Origin of the sequence: Chromohalobacter sarecensis (assembly GCF_023061135.1) — a bacterium.
In the GTDB taxonomy this organism is placed as follows: Bacteria; Pseudomonadota; Gammaproteobacteria; order Pseudomonadales; family Halomonadaceae; genus Chromohalobacter; species Chromohalobacter sarecensis.
The window spans coordinates 68,483-85,724 of the sequence record NZ_JAKGAN010000002.1 but is presented as its reverse complement, the minus strand read 5'-3'; the positions used below and the strand labels follow the sequence as shown (position 1 = coordinate 85,724).

Below are 17,242 nucleotides of genomic sequence, written 5' to 3'. Positions count from 1 at the left end.
TGAGCCTCTAGGAAATATGAGCTTCTAGGAAATACAGGACGGCCGCCTCCGCCCTCCTCGGCGCAGCATCATAACGCCCGAAGCCTCAACCAGAGGCGGCCAATGCCGACGGAACTGGCAAACAACATGATCCCGCTAGCGATGGAGAGGCCGCCACGCCAGAGGCTGTCTGGACTGGCGGCGCCCACTGTTTCCAGTCGCGCATAATGCGTTCCCAGCGTAACCAGACCTGCCGCCAGATAACCGATGCCAATCAAGGCAGCACCCACGGCTATCAGAGTCGCGGACGAGGCAGAGACGTCAGCCTCTTGCGGTGTTAACCATCGACTGATCGGCTTGCGCGCCAGGATAAGCACCGCTCCCAAGAGTAGACTGACGAGAAAATGCACGCCCTGTATGGCAAGCATGTTCGGTGTCCCCGGCTCTTGAGCCACCGACAAGCTAGACCAGGTTATATAGAGAGACATGGCTTGACATCCTCCCCGTCCTAAAGGACGGGGATTCCCACTTCTGGACGGCGATGCCCCGCCGCGAGACTGAGGATATTCCGAGCCGCGTTCACGTCCCGGTCATGGACGACACCACATTCCATGCATTCCCAGTCTCTTAGTCGCAGCCCGTTTACGCCTTGTGGCCCACTGAGTGAACCACAAGCCGAACAGGTGCGGGTGGTGTAGGCTTCTCGCACTACCTTGACCACGATGCCTGCGTGAGCGCATTTGTATTCCAGCATCGTCTTCAACTGACCCCATCCGGCATCGAGCACGGACTTAGCCATTTTGGTCTTTGCGAGTTTTTGTGAGCTGACATCGCCCACGACGATTTCACCGTACTGATCTACCAGACGGCGTGAGAACTTGTGCAAGGCATCCTTGCGGCGATTCCTGATCTTGGCGTGAATGGCACGGGTGCGCTTCTTGTTACGGCTTCGCTGAGCGATTGCCAGCTTGGCTTCCATACCGCGATAGAAACGCCCATTTTCCAGCTTTTCGCCGTCGCTGCATGTGGCGATGTCTTTTAACCCAAGGTCGATGCCTACCGAGCCTTGTCCCACTGATGGCTTAACTTCGGCATCAACCACCACGTTGAAGTACCAACGGCCTCGGGCGTCCTCGTTGAACGAGGCGGATCGGAACTTGTAATTCGACAACCCGTAGCTGTCCCAGACCTTGAAGTAGCTGCCGTTGTGGAATACCTGTCCATTCTTCCACTTGGCCGCGCCGGTATTGACAGGTATCCAGCCAAGAGAGCGGCGCACACCGCGTGACTTGCGCCAATTCAGGCAGGACTTCTTGAACTGCTTGCGGCGGGTGGCATATTCGGCGGCGATACATTGCAGCGTCTGGCTGTGCAGGCCAAGTTCCGTGCCAACGCCTTTAGTGTACGGATGCATGTCATAGGCCGACAGAAACAGACCGCGCTCACGGATAGCACGAGACGACAGTTCGTTCACATAGTTCCAGACGAAGTTCACGCTGCGTGCCATACGATTAAGCTGGTCGGCGTGTTTGTCCTTCACTCGAACTTTTAATGTCTTGGTCTGCTTCATGGCTTTGAGCATACTTGGTCTATGGACAAAATCAACTCAATCAGAACTGGCAGACACTGCGTTTTTGAGATGCACGCCCACTTGGTCTTTGTGACTAAATATCGTGGCAAGGTATTCAACGATGCACATCTTCAATCCCTTGAAGCGCTGTTCAGGCACGTGTGTAAGGACTTCGAGGCCGAGCTGGAGGAGTTCAATGGCGAAACCGATCATGTTCACTTGCTGGTCAATTTCCCACCCAAGGTGGCGATCTCAAAGCTGGTGAACAGCCTGAAGGGTGTTTCGAGCAGGCGGATGAAGCTGTTGCACCCCGAGTTGGTACAGCCCGCCTACAGGAAAAATGCGTTGTGGAGTCCCAGCTATTTTGCGGGAAGCGTCGGCGGAGCGCCGCTGAGTGTCGTTAAGCAATACATTGAGCAGCAGACAAGGCCAGAATAGGGAACGCTTCGCGTACCACGCTATCCATCCTCGCACTAGAAGTACGAGGTTTTTCGCGTTAATTGATAACTCGAGAGCGTCCTGACCAGAAGCCAAATCCCCGCGACACCCAACAGCGCTTCGCACAACGAACGAGTATGGAAACTGGGCATATTTCTCCTTGTGGTGATAGAAGCCTTGGGTAGGCTCAAGCTGAGAACGCTTCATTCAACCACTTGATGAAGTTGCGTTTTTGCTTGAATTCAGTGCGCACCTCCGCGAGACGCGCTTGCTCGGCCTGCTCCGCCCGGTACATCAAGGCGACCGCCACGCAATGCTTGCAGAAGTCGATGCCTTCAGAGGCTGGGCAATCGCAACCACCATCAAGACCACGCTTGTTCAGTTTCAACGTCACGGTATAACGCTCGCTCCCCTCTACATCGGCAGTGATGGTAGCGCCCTGCTTGTTCCAGCCGACCACCATGCCCTAGCGGTAATAATCCAGCCCTCGGCCAAACGCCGCCTCGCCCGCCAGTACGCTGAGCTGACGATCGGTCAGAAGTGCCACCTCATCGTGTTGCGTCATTCGTAATGGCTCCACACGCGGGGAACTCTCACCACTCGCTCGTCTTCGAGAAGCTGGCCGTATACCCTACCTATGAATGTTTCTACAATATGTCGATGCCATCGACATGTTTCGACGGCGTGTCGAAAAAATGGCGCTAACACTTCGAACACCTCAATGCGGGTGCCTGATTCCTGATAGCGTTCAAGGCAAGCTAAGACGTTCATGCTGCGTTCAATGGCTTGATGCGGGCGACCTCGTCCTTGACCGATTGTGCGGCCGTCCATAAATCAATGGCTCGCTGCGCATTCAGCCAAAACTCCGGAGAGTTGCCAAACAAGCGACCAAGCCTAAGCGCCATTTCAGGGCTGACAGAACGTCTTTCACGTAACAGCTCATTGACGGACTGGCGAGACACGCCCAGCAATTCGGCCAACCCCGCAACGGTCAAGCCATAGTCCGGGACAAAGTCCTCCCTCAGCATTTCGCCAGGATGCGTCGGCTTGCGTCGCATTCCGTCGGTGTTAGAAATAGCCATAGTTATGACCTCACTCAGTGGTAATCACATACCTCAACATCGTATGCGTCACCATCTTCAAAATAGAAGCAGATACGCCATTGAGCATTGTTTGAAATCGCGTAATGACCCTGCCTATCCCCAGAAAGTGAATGCAGACGGTTGCCAGGCGGCACTTTCAAACCATCTAGTTGCTCCGCCAGATTTACGTATTCCAGCTTCCGGGAAGCTCTTGAAGCTACATCCGAGGGGAACTTCTTTGATCTCCCTCTGGAATAAAGCTCTTGGGTACGTTTATCTGCGAAGGTTTTGATCATACACCGAAATGTATTTTGTCACGTGACGCTTGTCAAAAAGCATCGCGTTTCGTATCCATATCCCTGACAGCAAAACGCCGCGCCCAAGGGCACGGCGTTTTGCATGACGTTGTTGGCTACGTCGTAATGCTCAATCGGTGAATTTAGCGGCCATTTCGGCGGTGTGCTGGCCCTGGAAGCGGGCGATGGTCAGTTCGTTTTCGCTGGGTTGGCGGCTGCCGTCGCCACCGGCGATGGTCGTTGCGCCGTAGGGCGTGCCGCCGGAGACTTCCTCGAGCTCACTCAGCGCCGCGCAAGAGTACGGCACGCCGACGATCGCCATGCCGTGGTGAAGCAAGGTGGTGTGAATCGAGGTCAGCGTAGTTTCCTGCCCGCCGTGCTGGCTGGCGGTAGAAGTGAAGGCACCGCCCAGCTTGCCGATCAGCTTGCCCTGGGCCCAGAGACCGCCCGTCTTGTCCCAGAAATTACGCATCTGCGAGGCCATATTGCCGAAGCGCGTGGGCGTACCGACAAGAATCGCGTCGTACTCGGCCAAGATGCTGGGGTCATCCAGCACGGCGGCGGTGCTGTCTTCCTTGTAGCCGGATTTTTCGGCGACGTCGGCGGGCACGAGTTCGGCCACGCGGTACAGATCCACCTGGGTGCCAGCGACACCGCGTGCGCCTTCGGCGACGGCATTGGCCAATGTTTCGATGTGCCCGTAACTGGAGTAATAAATGACGAGAATCTTGCTCACGTGAATGCTCTCCTGACTGGATGTATTGACGTTCTCAAGATGACGCACGCTCGCGCCGCCGTCAAAGTGACGCCCCGTGACATCAGCGTGCTAGGCTGGCGTAAAACATCCCGCTGGGAGGCTGTCATGTCCAACACCACTGCCCTGCTCGAACGCTTGATTGGCTTCGACACCGTGTCACGACATTCCAATCTGGAATTGATCGCCTTCATCGAGGCTTATCTTGCCGAACACGACGTGCCGTGTACCCGCATTACCAACGATGACGGCAGCAAGGCCAACCTGCTGGCCCGCATCGGTCCCGGGGTGGCGGGTGGTGTGGTGTTGTCCGGACATACCGATGTGGTGCCGGTGGATGGCCAGCCGTGGAGCAGCGACCCCTTCACGCTGACTGACAAGGGCGATGGCCGCCTATACGGACGCGGTAGCTGCGACATGAAATGCTTTATCGCCAGCGCGTTGGCGCAGGTACCGCAGTGGCAAGCACTCGACCTGCAGCGCCCCATCTACCTGGCGTTTTCCTACGACGAGGAAGTCGGCTGCCTGGGCGCGCCACGTTTGATTGAGCGGTTGATGGCCGATGCACCCACGCCGGCGGCGGTGATCGTCGGCGAGCCCACCCTGATGGCGCCGGTGGTGGCCCAGAAAGGCATCACCAACCTACGCACCACGGTGACCGGTCGCGAGGCGCATTCCAGTCAAGTGCGTCAGGGCGTCTCCGCCGTGCATGTCGCGGCCCGCCTGGTGACGCGCATCGAGGACATCATGGCAGAGCTGGTCGCGGAGGGCCGTGTCGACCCACTCTTCAACGTGCCCCACTCCAGCCTGCACGTGGGCAAAATCCAGGGTGGTACGGCGATCAACATCATGGCCCGCGAGTGCCATTTCGACTGGGAGATTCGCCACCTGCCGACGGATGGCTTCGAGGCCCTGTTCGAGCGCCTGCAGCACTACGCCGAGACGCTGATGAACGAATTGCGCCCACGCGCACCCCAGATCGACATTCATACTCAGCACCTGACCGAGACCGTGCCCGCCCTGGCCGACCGCGACAACCAGACGGCGCTCGAACTCTGCCACGCACTGCTGGGCGACGCCGACAACGAAGCCGTAGCCTATGCCACCGAAGCGGGCCAGTTCCAGCATGCCGGCCTGTCCACCGTCATCTGCGGCCCTGGCAGCATCGCCCAAGCGCACCAGCCCGACGAATACCTGGAGATCGCTCAACTCGACGCCGCCGATGCCTTCATGGCCGCGCTCGGAAAACGTCTGGCGACTTCCGGCTAGCGCCGGCGTATTCAACGCATATCACCAGCCACGCAGTGCGCGGCACCGACCATCGGCGCCTTGTCGAAATGTTCTACATATGCCAGCGTGAGCGAAATGATTCGGAACGATGTCACGTGAAGAGCAAACAAACCGCATCTCGAAAACGCCCTAGCGTCGCTGAGGCGCTGGCGCAGGAAATATTCTCCGGCGAGTATCAGCCAGGCGATTTCGTCCCCCGCGAGATCGATCTGTGTGAGCGTTTCGCCCTCAATCGCTCGGCGGTGCGCAGCGACCTGCGGCAGTTGGTCGATGCCGGGATCATCGAACGCATCTCCGGCCATGGCTCGAAGGTCCGCGAGTACTCGGAATGGAACATTCTCGATGCCCAAGTCACCGAATGGATGACACGCTACGCTGCGCCCAATCCCGGTGTGCAGCGCGAGATCCTGGCCTTTCGTCTGGACGTGGAACCCTACGTCGCCATGACCGCCGCCAAGCACGCCACGGCACATGACTTGGTCGCCATCGAGGAGGCCTTCAACGGCATGGGGAGTGATCTAGACGATCCCGATTCCCATAACAGCGGCCGCCTGCATAGCGACTATGACATCGCCTTCCATGTGGCGATCTTCAAGGCCACACACAATATCGTCTGGTCACAGCTCTCACACATCCTGCGCCCCTCGATACTACTGTTGATCGAGACTTCCAACGTCAGCGCCGACGACCCAGCGGAGAGTCTGGAACGCCACCGGCTGCTGATGGAAAGCATTCGCGCGCGCCGACCGCGCGATGCCTTTCGCGCCTCTCAAGCAGTCCTCGCCGGCACCGCCAGCGCCCTGGGGCTAGAAATTCCCGACACCCCCCTTGGGCATAGCGCCGAGCTGTTGTCCGAAACCTGATACGCACCCAATCCTGTATCCCGCAAAGCAAACCGGGCGTCGCATGACGACGCCCGGTTGGGTGGCTCTAAGTAATTAATAGTGAGTACTTAGCAGTGAGTGCTGGGTAATGAATGCTCAGTGATTGTCGCGGGGCGGGCTCTGGCGAGCGACGTCGCGATACTTGGTGGCCGGCCCCAGCGTCATGCCACGATCGAGCTGCTCGACCATGCCGCGCTGAATCTCCTGCCAGGGCGTCTGATCCACCGGGTAGATGTAACCGCCGCGTGATTCCAGTGCATCGCGGCGCTTCGCCAGCTCGGCGTCATCGACCAGCAAGTTAGCCTCCCCACGCTTGAGGTCGATACGAATCCGGTCACCCGTTTCCAGCAGCGCCAGGCCGCCGCCGACCGCCGCTTCGGGGGCCGCGTTGAGGATCGAGGGCGAGCCCGAGGTTCCCGACTGGCGGCCATCGCCGATGCATGGCAGCGATTCGATACCTTGACGGATCAGCGCCTCCGGCGGCTGCATGTTGACGACCTCGGCGCTCCCCGGATGGCCGATCGGTCCGGCACCGCGCATGATCAAGATGGTGTTCGCGTCGATCTCGAGCGACGGATCGTCGATGCGCGCATGATAATCCTCGGAGCCATCGAATACCGCCACCTTGCCTTCGAAGGCATCCAGATCGTCGGCCTGACTCAGGAAGCGCTTGCGGAAGTCGCTGGCGATCACGCTGGTCTTCATCAACGCCGAGTCGAACAGGTTGCCCTTGAGATTGATGAACCCGGCTTCTCCCACCAGCGGGTTGTCGTAGCGGCGAATGATGTCTTCATCCAGGGTTTCACGCCCGGCAGTATTCTCCGCCAATGTCTTGCCATTGACCGTCGGCACATCGCCGTGCAGACGCCCGGCCTTGATCAGTTCGCTGAGCACCGCAGGCACGCCACCGGCCCGGTGGAACTCCTCGGAAAGATAGATTCCCGCCGGCATCACGTTGGCGAGCAACGGAATCTCGTGCCCCAGGCGCTGCCAGTCGTCGTTGGTCAGCTCGATCCCCGCATGACGGGCGATGGCGTTGATATGCACCGGCGCATTCGAGGACCCGCCCAGCGCCGAACACACCACGATGGCATTTTCGCAGGCCTCGCGGGTGATGATATCCAGCGGACGCAGGTCTTCCCACACCATGTCGACGATGCGCGTCCCGGTCTGGTAGGCGACCATCGAGCGCTCCTTGTAGGGAGCCGGGATCATCGCCGAGCCGGGCAGACTCATGCCCAGCGCCTCGGCCATGGAATTCATCGTCGAGGCGGTGCCCATGGTATTGCAGTGACCGACGGAAGGCGCCGAATCGGTGGCGCGAGACAGGAATTCCTCGTAGCCGATATCCCCCGCCGCGAGGCGTTTGCGCAACTCCCAGATGATAGTGCCCGAGCCTACGCGCTCCTGGGTGCCACGCCAGCCATTGAGCATCGGCCCGCCGGAGAGCACGATCGCCGGAATGTTGACCGTCGCCGCCGCCATCAAGCAGGCAGGCGTGGTCTTGTCACAGCCGGTGGTCAGCACCACGCCGTCCAATGGATAACCATGCAAGACTTCCACCAAGCCCAGATACGCCAGGTTGCGATCTAGCGCCGCCGTCGGTCGGCGCACGTTTTCATGGATGGGATGCAGGGGAAACTCGAACGGCACGCCGCCAGCGGCACGAATGCCGTCCTTGACGCGCTTCACCAGATCGATGTGATGCCGATTGCAAGGCGTCAAGTCGGAGCCCGACTGCGCGATGCCGATGATCGGCTTGCCGCTCTTGAGTTCTTCCAGGGTCAGGCCGTAATTCATATAGCGCTCGATACACAGCGCGGTGGTCCCCGGATGCTCAGGATTGTCGAACCACCAGCGCGAGCGCAGTTGCTCGGGGGTCATACGGCGATTGTCGGCGGACATCAGGTTATCTCCTCTCAAAAGAACAATCGGCTCCTATGTAAGTCAAACATATTTCGAGTATGTTCAACATACTCCGATAGGCGTAGATATTCTGCTGGCATGCACCGAGCGGTGGCGCAACGCAAGAAGGCGGCCGCTTGGCCGCCTTCGCGTTTTTCATGCTGAGGCCGCTTCAGCGTCCGGCCTTCAATGCGAGTGGCGAGGCACCTCGGCGCCGCGAAAGCCGACCAGGAAGTCGAAGTCACAGCCTTGATCGGCCTGCAGCACATGCTCGATGTAGAGCTGGCGATAGCCGCCGGTGCTGGCGATTTGGGTCGACTCGGCGGTGGGATCGGCTTCCGCCAGGCGCGCGGCAAGCTCGGCGTCGTCGACTTCCAGATGCAACGTACCGGCGTAGGCATCGAGGGCGATCATGTCACCATTATGGACTGCGGCGAGCGGCCCGCCGGCGGCGGCTTCCGGCGCCACGTGGAGCACCACGGTGCCATAGGCGGTGCCGCTCATGCGTGCATCGGAAATACGCACCATGTCGGTGATGCCTTGCTCGAGCAACTTGGCCGGCAGCCCCATATTGCCGACCTCGGCCATGCCGTGATAACCGCGCGGCCCGCAGTTCTTCATCACCAGGATATCGTCAGCGGTGACATCGAGATCGGGATCGTTGATGCGCGCCTTGTAGTCATCGAAGTTCTCGAAGACCACGGCGCGGCCACGATGCGTCATCAGCTCGGGCGTCGCTGCGGAAGGCTTGAGGACGGCGCCGTTGGGCGCGAGATTGCCGCGCATCACGCACATGCCGCCATCCTCGCGCAACGGCGTATCAAGGGGACGAATCACGGCATCGTTGTAGAGCGGCGCATCTTCTACGTTCTCCCACAACGTCTTGCCGTTGATGGTCAGGGCGTCCTTGTGCGGTAGCCGGTCGGCCTCGCCGAGGCGCCGCAATACGGCAGGCAAGCCGCCCGCGTAGTAGAACTCTTCCATCAGGTAACGCCCTGAGGGCTGCAGGTCGACGATGGTCGGCGTACCTCGACCGATACGCGTCCAGTCATCCAGCGTCAGGTCGACGCCGATGCGCCCGGCGATGGCTTGCAAGTGAATGACCGCATTGGTCGAGCCGCCGATGGCGGCGTTGGTACGAATGGCGTTCTCGAAGGCTTGCTTGGTGAGCACCTTGGAAAGCTTGAGATCCTCGTGGACCATCTCGACGATACGGTTACCGGAGAGGTGCGCCAGCACGTAGCGGCGCGAATCGACCGCCGGAATCGCCGCGTTGTGGGGTAGCGAGGTGCCCAGCGATTCAGCCATGCAGGCCATGGTCGACGCGGTCCCCATAGTGTTGCAGGTGCCCGCAGAGCGCGACATGCCCGCCTCGGCGGCCATAAAGTCATGCAGCGAGATCTTGCCAGCCTTGACCTGTTCGGAAAGCTTCCACACCACGGTACCCGAGCCAATGTCCTTGCCTTCGTGCTTGCCGTTGAGCATTGGGCCGCCGGTGACTACGAGGGTGGGAATGTCGCAGCTTGCCGCCCCCATCAGCAGTGCCGGCGTTGTCTTGTCGCAGCCGGTCAGCAGGATCACCGCATCGAGCGGGTTGCCGCGAATCGCTTCCTCGACATCCATGCTCGCCAGGTTGCGAGTGAACATCGCGGTGGGCCGCAGGTTGGACTCGCCGTTGGAGAACACCGGAAACTCGACCGGGTAACCGCCCGCTTCCAGCACCCCTTTCTTGACGTGTTCGGCGAGCTTGCGGAAATGTGCATTGCAGGGCGTGAGCTCCGACCAGGTGTTGCAGATCCCGATGATCGGCTTGCCCTGGAACTCATGGTCGGGAATGCCTTGGTTCTTCATCCAGCTGCGATACATGAAGCCGTTCTTGTCGGCAGTGCCGAACCACTCGGCGCTGCGCAGTCGGCGAGGGGACTGGCTCATCAGGTGCTCCTTCTCGTGACGTTCGCATTAGCGTTGTCGCCACCATAAACGCCTCCTTCAATAACCGAATAATGTCAAAAAAGACTTTCTTTGATATATAAAAAAATATCAAAAATAATATTGGGCTTTTTCCGCCCTCGCCAGAGACAGACATCAAGCCCTAGGGGCCGTGCTAAAGCGAGCCTCCAAAATGCTGATTAAAATGCATTTTTAGCTACCGAATGGCGAGGTGAAAGCACCGGACACCCCCCATATCAGTAGCCCGAATAACGGGGGTAGGTTGCAAGGGGTATACCAAAGTCTATGTTGAACATGTAAGCACTATGTTCAACATTTACCGCCTGATGCGACGAACTCAAGGGCGCTCCCATGAATGAATTTCACCCGTTTCTCCCCCAGGACGCCGGCAACGATCGCTTGATCGGCCGCGTGTGGGACCCCGATGCGCAAGGCCCCCGCCTGGTTACCGTACGTGACGGCATGCTGCACGATATAAGCACGCTGGCTCCCACGTTCAGCGCCCTGCTGGAATTCGACGATCTGACGACACGTATCGCCCAGGCACCGGATGCGCCGCTCCTCGCGGTCAGCGATTGCCTGGAAGCCTCGCTCGACGCCGAGGGAGACCCCGCTACCTGGCATCTTCTAGCGCCCTGCGATCTGCAGGCGATCAAGGCCTGCGGGGTGACGTTCGCGTCATCGATGCTGGAGCGGGTGATCGAGGAGCAGGCGCGCGGTGATAGCCAGAAGGCCGCGACATTGCGCGAGACCGTCACCTCGCTGATCGGCGACGATCTTTCGCGGTTGACGCCGGGCTCCGCCGAGGCCGAGGCCCTCAAGGCCAAGCTGGTGGAACTCGACGTCTGGTCGCAATACCTGGAAGTCGGCATCGGCCCCGACGCCGAAGTGTTCACCAAATCGCAGCCCATGTCGGCGGTCGGCCTGGGACATCGAGTCGGCATTCACCCAGCCTCGAAATGGAACAACCCCGAGCCCGAGGTCGTGCTGGCGGTGGACTCGCGCGGCCAGGTACGCGGCGCCACGCTCGGCAACGACGTCAATCTGCGCGATGTCGAAGGGCGTAGCGCCCTGTTGCTGGGCAAGGCCAAGGACAACAATGCTTCCTGCGCCATCGGTCCTTTCGTTCGCCTGTTCGATGATGACTTCGACATCGACAGTGTTCGCGCCCTGGAAGTGACGCTGGATGTCCGCGGTGAGGATGGCTTTCATCTAGACGCGGTGAGTTCGATGAACCAGATCAGTCGCGACCCGCTCGATCTCGTCGGCCAGACGCTGGGAGCGCACCATCAGTATCCGGACGGTTTCATGCTGTTCCTGGGGACGTTGTTCGCCCCGACCCAGGATCGTGATACCCAAGGTAGCGGCTTCACTCACCACCTCGAGGACGTGGTGACCATCGCCACGCCCACGCTCGGGGCACTGGTCAATCGCGTCGACACCAGCGACCGCATCCGGCCCTGGCAGTTCGGCAGCGGTGCCCTGCTGAGCTACCTCGTACGTCAGCGTCCCGGCGCTTGACGATCGGCGTTTCAACACCATGGACAGGGCGCTCCAAGACGTCGCGCCCAACCATGACATTCACTCAAAACAGTACTCTCGATGACATGGGAGGCGCACGCGATGCCAGAGGATCACACCGCAACATCGGTGTGACGAAACACCCTCTTGACTTTAGCGCTCAGCGTCGCCATGTCTTGTATATGCCCATCAATGCCAGGAGGCAAGTATGATATTGGAAGGCAAACAGATTATCGGACATGACATCGCAGCCGGCCCCGGTGCCAGCTTCCAGGCAGTGGATCCCGCCAGTGGCGAGACCCTACCGCCCGAGTTTACCAGTGCCGATAGCAAGCAGGTCGAACGTGCCTGTCAGCTCGCTTGGGACGCCTTCGATGCGTATCGGGAAACCTCGCTGGAAGAACGGGCGAAGTTTCTGGAAACCATCGCCGAAGAAATCGAAAACCTGGGCGGTGGACTGATCGAACGCGCAGTGAGCGAAAGCGGCCTACCGGTCGCTCGTATCGAAGGCGAGCGGGGGCGTACCTGCAATCAGCTACGCCTTTTCGCGGGTGTCGTGCGTGCTGGCGAATGGCTCGATGTCCGCGTCGACCCGGCGCTGCCGGAACGCGCCCCCATGCCGCGTCCTGACCTTCGTCAGCGCCATATCCCGTTGGGTCCGGTCACGGTCTTCGGCGCCAGCAACTTCCCGCTGGCCTTCTCCGTCGCCGGTGGTGACACCGCATCCGCACTCGCTGCGGGTTGCCCGGTGATCGTCAAGGCACATGCGGCGCATCCCGGCACCTCCGAACTGGTGGCACGCGCCATTCAAACAGCCGCCAAGAAGTGCAACATGCCCGAAGGCGTGTTCTCCATGCTCTTCGATTCCGGTTACGAGGTAGGCACCGCGCTGGTCAAGCACCCCAGCATCAAGGCAGTCGGCTTTACCGGCTCGCGCAAGGGTGGCCTGGCGCTGCAACAAGCCGTGCAATCGCGCCCCGAGCCGATTCCCATGTATGCCGAGATGAGCAGCATCAACCCCGTCTTCCTGATGCCCAAAGCGCTTGAGTCACGCGGCACCGACCTCGCTCAAGCCTTCGTCGGGTCTCTTTCCATGGGCGCGGGTCAGTTCTGTACTAACCCCGGCCTGGTGATCGGTCTCAAGAGCCCGGCATTGGATAGCTTCATCGAGGAAGCCGGCAAGGCGCTCAAGGATACGCCGGCGAATACCATGCTGACGCCTGGGATCCACTCGGCCTACGAGCAAAGCGTCGCCAAGCTGGCAGGCAACGCCAAGGTCAACGAAGTGGGCCGCGGCCTTACCGGCGAAGGCGAGAATCAATGCCAAGCGGGGCTCTTCACCACGCAAGGCGCCGATGTGCTGGCCGATGAATCACTGCAAGAAGAAGTCTTCGGTGCCACTTCTCTGGTCGTGATCTGCAGCGACATGGACGAGATGAAGCGCGTGGCCGAAGCACTGGAAGGTCAGCTGACCGCCACCCTGCAGATGGACGAGGGCGACACCGATGCCGTCGCACGCCTGCTACCCACACTGGAACGCAAGGCAGGCCGCATCATGGCCAACGGCTGGCCGACTGGCGTAGAGGTTTGCCATGCCATGGTGCACGGCGGTCCCTTCCCGGCCACGTCCGATTCACGCACCACCTCCGTGGGCAGCGCCGCGATTTTCCGCTTCCTGCGCCCGGTGTGCTATCAGAACCTGTCTGATTCGTTGCTTCCCGAAGCCCTCAAGGAAGCCAACAGCCTCGGCCTGAAGCGTCTCGTCGACGGTAAGCGCGAGGGATAAACGTCCTCGCCTGAGTCCTCCGGGACGAGGGCCTTCAGCAACGCAAACGCCCCATGGCAGCAACATTGCCATGGGGCGTTTTTAATGGCCGCTCGTTATCTGACGAGCGGCGCGCGTGAGCCGTTAGCGGCTAGATCACGCCTTCGAACGGTTCCGCTGAGGAGCGTCTCCGTCTTCACGCTGACGCCGCGGGGCGCGCTCCTGATCACCGCCGCGATCCTCGGCAATCTCCAGCGGACGGCCGGCGACACGCGCCTGGCCAATGCGCGACAGCACGGCGGCCGGCAGTGTGCTCGGCAACTCGACCACGGAGAAGGCATTACGGATATCGATACGACCGATCTTGCCACCGTCGATGCCACCTTCATTGGCCAATGCCCCCACCAACTGACCAGGCTTGACGCCATCCTTGTGTCCCACTGACACACGGTAACGCGTCATGCCAGCGCTCGGCCCACGCTCACGGCGATTGGGTTTTTCGTCGCGACCACCGCTCTGACGGGCGGGACGACGCTCGCCCGGCTTCGGCAAGCGACCGATAGGTGCTTCGCCAGAGCGCGCCATGCTGGCCATTGCGCAAGCCAAGTCCACGGGATCGTAGCCGTCATCGGCCAAGCTTTCGATCAGCTCACGCTGATAGTCGCTTCCCTGCTCCAGCGTCTTCAGCACACGCCCACGGAACAGCTCATCGCGATGCGCACGAATGGCAGATTCATCGGGCAACTCGACTTCATGCATCGGCTGACCGGTAACACGTTCCATGTCACGTACGCGACGCTGCTCGCGGCCACCGGCGAAGGTGATTGCCACGCCCTTGCGTCCAGCGCGGCCCGTCCGCCCGATGCGGTGGGTATACGCCTCGCCGTCTTGCGGCAGGTCGTAGTTGAAAACGTGCGTGATACGCGGCACGTCGAGACCGCGCGCGGCAACATCGGTGGCGATGAGGACATCGACCTTGCTACGCTTGAGGCGATCGACGGTCCGCTCACGCAGGCTTTGATCCAGGTCGCCGGACAACGCCGCCGCGTTAACGCCGCGCGTCAACAATTGCTCAACCAGCGTGGTGCAGGCAGCACGCGTACGCACGAAGACGATGGCGGCGTCTACCGGCTCGACTTCGAGCAAGCGCGATAGCGCCTCAAGTTTGGCACCGCCTTCGATACGCACCAAGCGCTGCTCGATACCCTCGGCCGTCTTGGTCTTGGTCTCGATCATGATCCTGAGCGGATCGACCAGATAATTATCGACGATGCGCGAGATCTCATTCGGCAAGGTCGCGGAAAAGAACACGCGCTGCGCGCCTTGCGGCGTCTCGGAAACCACACGCTTGACGTCATCGATGAAGCCCATGCGCAGCATTTCGTCGGCTTCGTCGAGTACCAGCGCATTGAGACCGTCGAGCTTGAGGCTGCCACGGTTGAGGTGATCGATCACGCGTCCCGGCGTGCCCACGATGACCTGGGCACCACGGCGCAATCCGCTGAGCTGTTCACGATACTCTTGACCGCCACACAGGCTGAGAACCTCGAGCCCCTTGAGATCACGCCCGTACTGGACGAAAGAAGCGGCAACCTGCTGCGCCAACTCACGCGTCGGTGCGAGCACCAACACTTGCGGCTGGCGACGCTGCAGATCAAGACGCGATAACAGCGGCAAGGCGAAGGCAGCGGTCTTGCCCGTACCGGTCTGGGCCTGGCCCATCACATCGCGCCCTTCGAGCAGCGCAGGAATGGTTTTAGTCTGAATCAGTGAGGGCTTTTCATATCCCAGTGATTCGAGCGTAGAAAGAAGAACAGACGGCAGCGAAAGCTCGGCGAAAGTCGACGAGGCAGCAGGGGTCGTGGTCATGTCACACCTTGGATAGCCGGGGCAAACCGGCGGAAAAATTCAAGGCGCCTTCATTGCCCATCGGCCGCTCGGCCTGGGGCATCGAAACAAAAGGCGCCGGTCGCAGCACCTGCGTCCTGCCGCATGAGCGGCAGCTGTGGCGACCTTACGCGTCGTGGCGCGCCATCGATGCGGCAAGCGCTCTCACGGCCGGCTCGAAACGAGCGGGCAATGCGCCTTGCGCAGAAACGTCCTTTAGGCTCTATCCACACCGGGTGGAAGGCACATCGCACAGGGACGAATACAGGATGGAGGGGTCAACACATGCGAGGAAGTGGCATAATACCATCGACTAATGGCTTTGCCCACTCTTATTCGTTCATCAAGTCTATTCGCTTATCAAGGAAGCCTCTCCATGCCGACGCTGTGGATCGACGCCGACGCCTGTCCACGTCATGCCCGCGAAGTCATCGTACGTGCCGCCGAACGCACCCAAACACCGACACGCTTCGTCGCCAACCATCGCTTGCCCTTGCCACCCTCGACCTGGGTCAGCGCACTGACCGTTCCCGGTGGCTTCGATGCCGCCGATGACGCCATCGTCGACCGCGTGGCGCCGGGTGATCTCGTCGTCACCGCTGACCTGCCCCTGGCGGAAGCCGCATTGGCGCGCGATGCCGAGGTCATCACCAATCGTGGCGAAGCACTGACTCGCGACAGCATTCGCGCCCAGGTGCAAATGCGTGACTTCATGGAAACCCTGCGCGCCAGCGGCGAGCATACCGGCGGCCCCAAACCCTATGGCGATGTCGAGCGACGGACCTTCGCCAATGCCCTCGACCGCTGGCTGACACGTGCCCAGCAGCGACGCTGATACATCGATCTAAACGCCACGGCCCTAAGCGCCACGAATGCCCCGCCCCGGCAACCGCTCGCGGTCATGGGGGCGTTCCATCGCCAGTACCGGCCCCTTGGGAACGATGCGCGTCGGGTTGATAGTGTCGTGGCTATAGTAGTAATGGCGCTTGATGTGATCGAAATTCACCGTCTCGGCAATGCCTGGCCATTGATAGAGCTCGCGCAGGTAATTCGATAGATTGGGATAGTCCTCGATACGCCGGAGATTGCACTTGAAGTGCCCGTGATAGACGGCATCGAAGCGAATCAAGGTGGTGAACAGCCGAATGTCCGCCTCGGTCAGCCACTCGCCGGCAAGATACCGCTGCGTGGCGAGCCGTGACTCGAGACGCTCGAGCGCTTCGAACAACGCCGTGACGTGTTTCTCGTAGACCACCTGCTGCGTGGCGAAGCCCGCCTTGTAAACGCCATTGTTGACGTGATCGTAGACGTCGGCGTTGACGGCATCGATGGTCTCGCGGAGATCCGCCGGGTAAAGCTCCAGCCGGTTGCCGGTCAAGTCATCGAATGCCCCGTCCAGCATACGCACCAAGTCGGCGGACTCGTTGTTGACGATACGCCCTTCACGCTTGTCCCACAGCGCCGGCACCGTCACGCGCCCGGTATACTGCGCATCGGTCAGCGTATAGAGCTGATGGTGATAGTCGACGCCATTGAGCGGATCGCCACTCGAGCCCTCGTCGATGGCATAGGTCCAGCCCTGCTCCAGCATCAGCGGACTGGTGTGCGACACGTCGACCAGACCCTCGAGCCCCTTGAGCTTGCGCACGATCAGGGTGCGATGCGCCCACGGGCAGGCCAACGACACATAGAGATGAAAACGCCCCGCCTCAGCCGCGATACCCGGCTGGCCTTGCGGTCCCGGCGACCCGTCCGGCGTCACCCAGTCGCGCAACTGGGCGGACTCACGAACGAACTCGCCGCCGTATTTCTTGGTGTCGTACCACTGGTCATGCCAACGGCCTTCGATTAACAGCCCCATACCTGTTTCTCCTACGCTCGAGCTAGCGCTTGATGAGCAGATGACCCATGCTTGGCCACC

16 protein-coding genes are annotated in these 17,242 nt (G+C 60.5%); 6 read left to right on the top strand and 10 right to left on the bottom strand.

The features are described from left to right. Window positions 1–68 precede the first annotated feature (68 nt). Entirely contained in the window at window positions 69–467 is a 399-nt protein-coding gene (locus L1071_RS03325) for a hypothetical protein (RefSeq protein ID WP_246968702.1), read from the bottom strand. A gap of 20 nt (window positions 468–487) precedes the next feature. Beyond that, on the bottom strand, window positions 488–1,561 hold the full coding sequence (locus L1071_RS03320; RefSeq protein WP_246968699.1) for an RNA-guided endonuclease InsQ/TnpB family protein: 1,074 nt from the start codon (window positions 1,559–1,561) through the stop codon (window positions 488–490). A 9-nt stretch (window positions 1,562–1,570) separates the two neighbouring features. Between L1071_RS03320 and tnpA the strand changes: the two genes are divergently transcribed. Beyond that, on the top strand, window positions 1,571–1,987 hold the full coding sequence (gene tnpA / locus L1071_RS03315) for an IS200/IS605 family transposase (protein WP_246968697.1): 417 nt from the start codon (window positions 1,571–1,573) through the stop codon (window positions 1,985–1,987). Between the two features lie 187 nt (window positions 1,988–2,174). Here tnpA and L1071_RS03310 read toward each other — a convergent pair whose 3' ends face one another. The 4 genes from L1071_RS03310 to wrbA all read right to left on the bottom strand — a co-directional run bounded on the left by L1071_RS03310 (window position 2,175) and on the right by wrbA (window position 4,101). Then, window positions 2,175–2,450, bottom strand: coding sequence for an SWIM zinc finger family protein (locus tag L1071_RS03310; protein ID WP_246968694.1), 276 nt, complete (start codon window positions 2,448–2,450; stop codon window positions 2,175–2,177). Window positions 2,451–2,754: 304 nt separating this feature from the next. Continuing rightward, window positions 2,755–3,069 carry a HigA family addiction module antitoxin gene (locus L1071_RS03305; RefSeq protein WP_246968691.1) on the bottom strand — a complete coding sequence of 105 codons (315 nt, stop codon included), beginning with the start codon at window positions 3,067–3,069 and terminating at the stop codon, window positions 2,755–2,757. Between the two features lie 14 nt (window positions 3,070–3,083). Next, entirely contained in the window at window positions 3,084–3,365 is a 282-nt protein-coding gene (locus tag L1071_RS03300) for a type II toxin-antitoxin system RelE/ParE family toxin (protein WP_246968687.1), read from the bottom strand. A gap of 130 nt (window positions 3,366–3,495) precedes the next feature. Next, on the bottom strand, window positions 3,496–4,101 hold the full coding sequence (gene wrbA, locus L1071_RS03295) for an NAD(P)H:quinone oxidoreductase (RefSeq protein ID WP_246968684.1): 606 nt from the start codon (window positions 4,099–4,101) through the stop codon (window positions 3,496–3,498). A 126-nt stretch (window positions 4,102–4,227) separates the two neighbouring features. On the opposite strand from wrbA, the gene argE reads away from it, so the two are divergent. Both argE and L1071_RS03285 read left to right on the top strand, forming a co-directional pair. Next, on the top strand, window positions 4,228–5,388 hold the full coding sequence (gene argE, locus L1071_RS03290) for an acetylornithine deacetylase (protein ID WP_246968681.1): 1,161 nt from the start codon (window positions 4,228–4,230) through the stop codon (window positions 5,386–5,388). Between the two features lie 68 nt (window positions 5,389–5,456). After that, window positions 5,457–6,272 (top strand): FadR/GntR family transcriptional regulator, encoded by an 816-nt coding sequence (locus tag L1071_RS03285; RefSeq protein WP_246968679.1) that lies wholly within the window; start codon window positions 5,457–5,459, stop codon window positions 6,270–6,272. Between the two features lie 117 nt (window positions 6,273–6,389). Here L1071_RS03285 and L1071_RS03280 read toward each other — a convergent pair whose 3' ends face one another. Together L1071_RS03280 and L1071_RS03275 are read right to left on the bottom strand one after the other, a co-directional pair. Continuing rightward, window positions 6,390–8,198: an IlvD/Edd family dehydratase gene (locus L1071_RS03280; RefSeq protein WP_246968676.1), complete on the bottom strand. Its 1,809-nt coding sequence runs from the start codon at window positions 8,196–8,198 to the stop codon at window positions 6,390–6,392. A 186-nt stretch (window positions 8,199–8,384) separates the two neighbouring features. Further along, entirely contained in the window at window positions 8,385–10,130 is a 1,746-nt protein-coding gene (locus L1071_RS03275; protein WP_246968673.1) for an IlvD/Edd family dehydratase, read from the bottom strand. Between the two features lie 369 nt (window positions 10,131–10,499). On the opposite strand from L1071_RS03275, the gene L1071_RS03270 reads away from it, so the two are divergent. Then, window positions 10,500–11,669: a fumarylacetoacetate hydrolase family protein gene (locus L1071_RS03270; RefSeq protein ID WP_246968670.1), complete on the top strand. Its 1,170-nt coding sequence runs from the start codon at window positions 10,500–10,502 to the stop codon at window positions 11,667–11,669. 208 nt (window positions 11,670–11,877) lie between these two features. Next, window positions 11,878–13,455, top strand: a complete 1,578-nt coding sequence (locus tag L1071_RS03265; protein ID WP_246968667.1) for an aldehyde dehydrogenase (NADP(+)) — start codon at window positions 11,878–11,880, stop codon at window positions 13,453–13,455. A 135-nt stretch (window positions 13,456–13,590) separates the two neighbouring features. On the opposite strand, the gene L1071_RS03260 is transcribed toward L1071_RS03265, so the two are convergent. Then, window positions 13,591–15,303: a DEAD/DEAH box helicase gene (locus L1071_RS03260; protein WP_246968664.1), complete on the bottom strand. Its 1,713-nt coding sequence runs from the start codon at window positions 15,301–15,303 to the stop codon at window positions 13,591–13,593. 394 nt (window positions 15,304–15,697) lie between these two features. Here L1071_RS03260 and L1071_RS03255 point away from each other — a divergent pair, with 394 nt between their 5' ends. After that, a complete protein-coding gene (locus tag L1071_RS03255; RefSeq protein WP_246968662.1) occupies window positions 15,698–16,156 on the top strand; it encodes a YaiI/YqxD family protein in 459 nt (152 codons plus the stop codon). Between the two features lie 24 nt (window positions 16,157–16,180). Here the strand turns inward: L1071_RS03255 and L1071_RS03250 are convergent, their stop codons facing one another. After that, window positions 16,181–17,182, bottom strand: a complete 1,002-nt coding sequence (locus L1071_RS03250; protein WP_246968660.1) for a glutathione S-transferase family protein — start codon at window positions 17,180–17,182, stop codon at window positions 16,181–16,183. Between the last annotated feature and the right edge of the window lie 60 nt (window positions 17,183–17,242).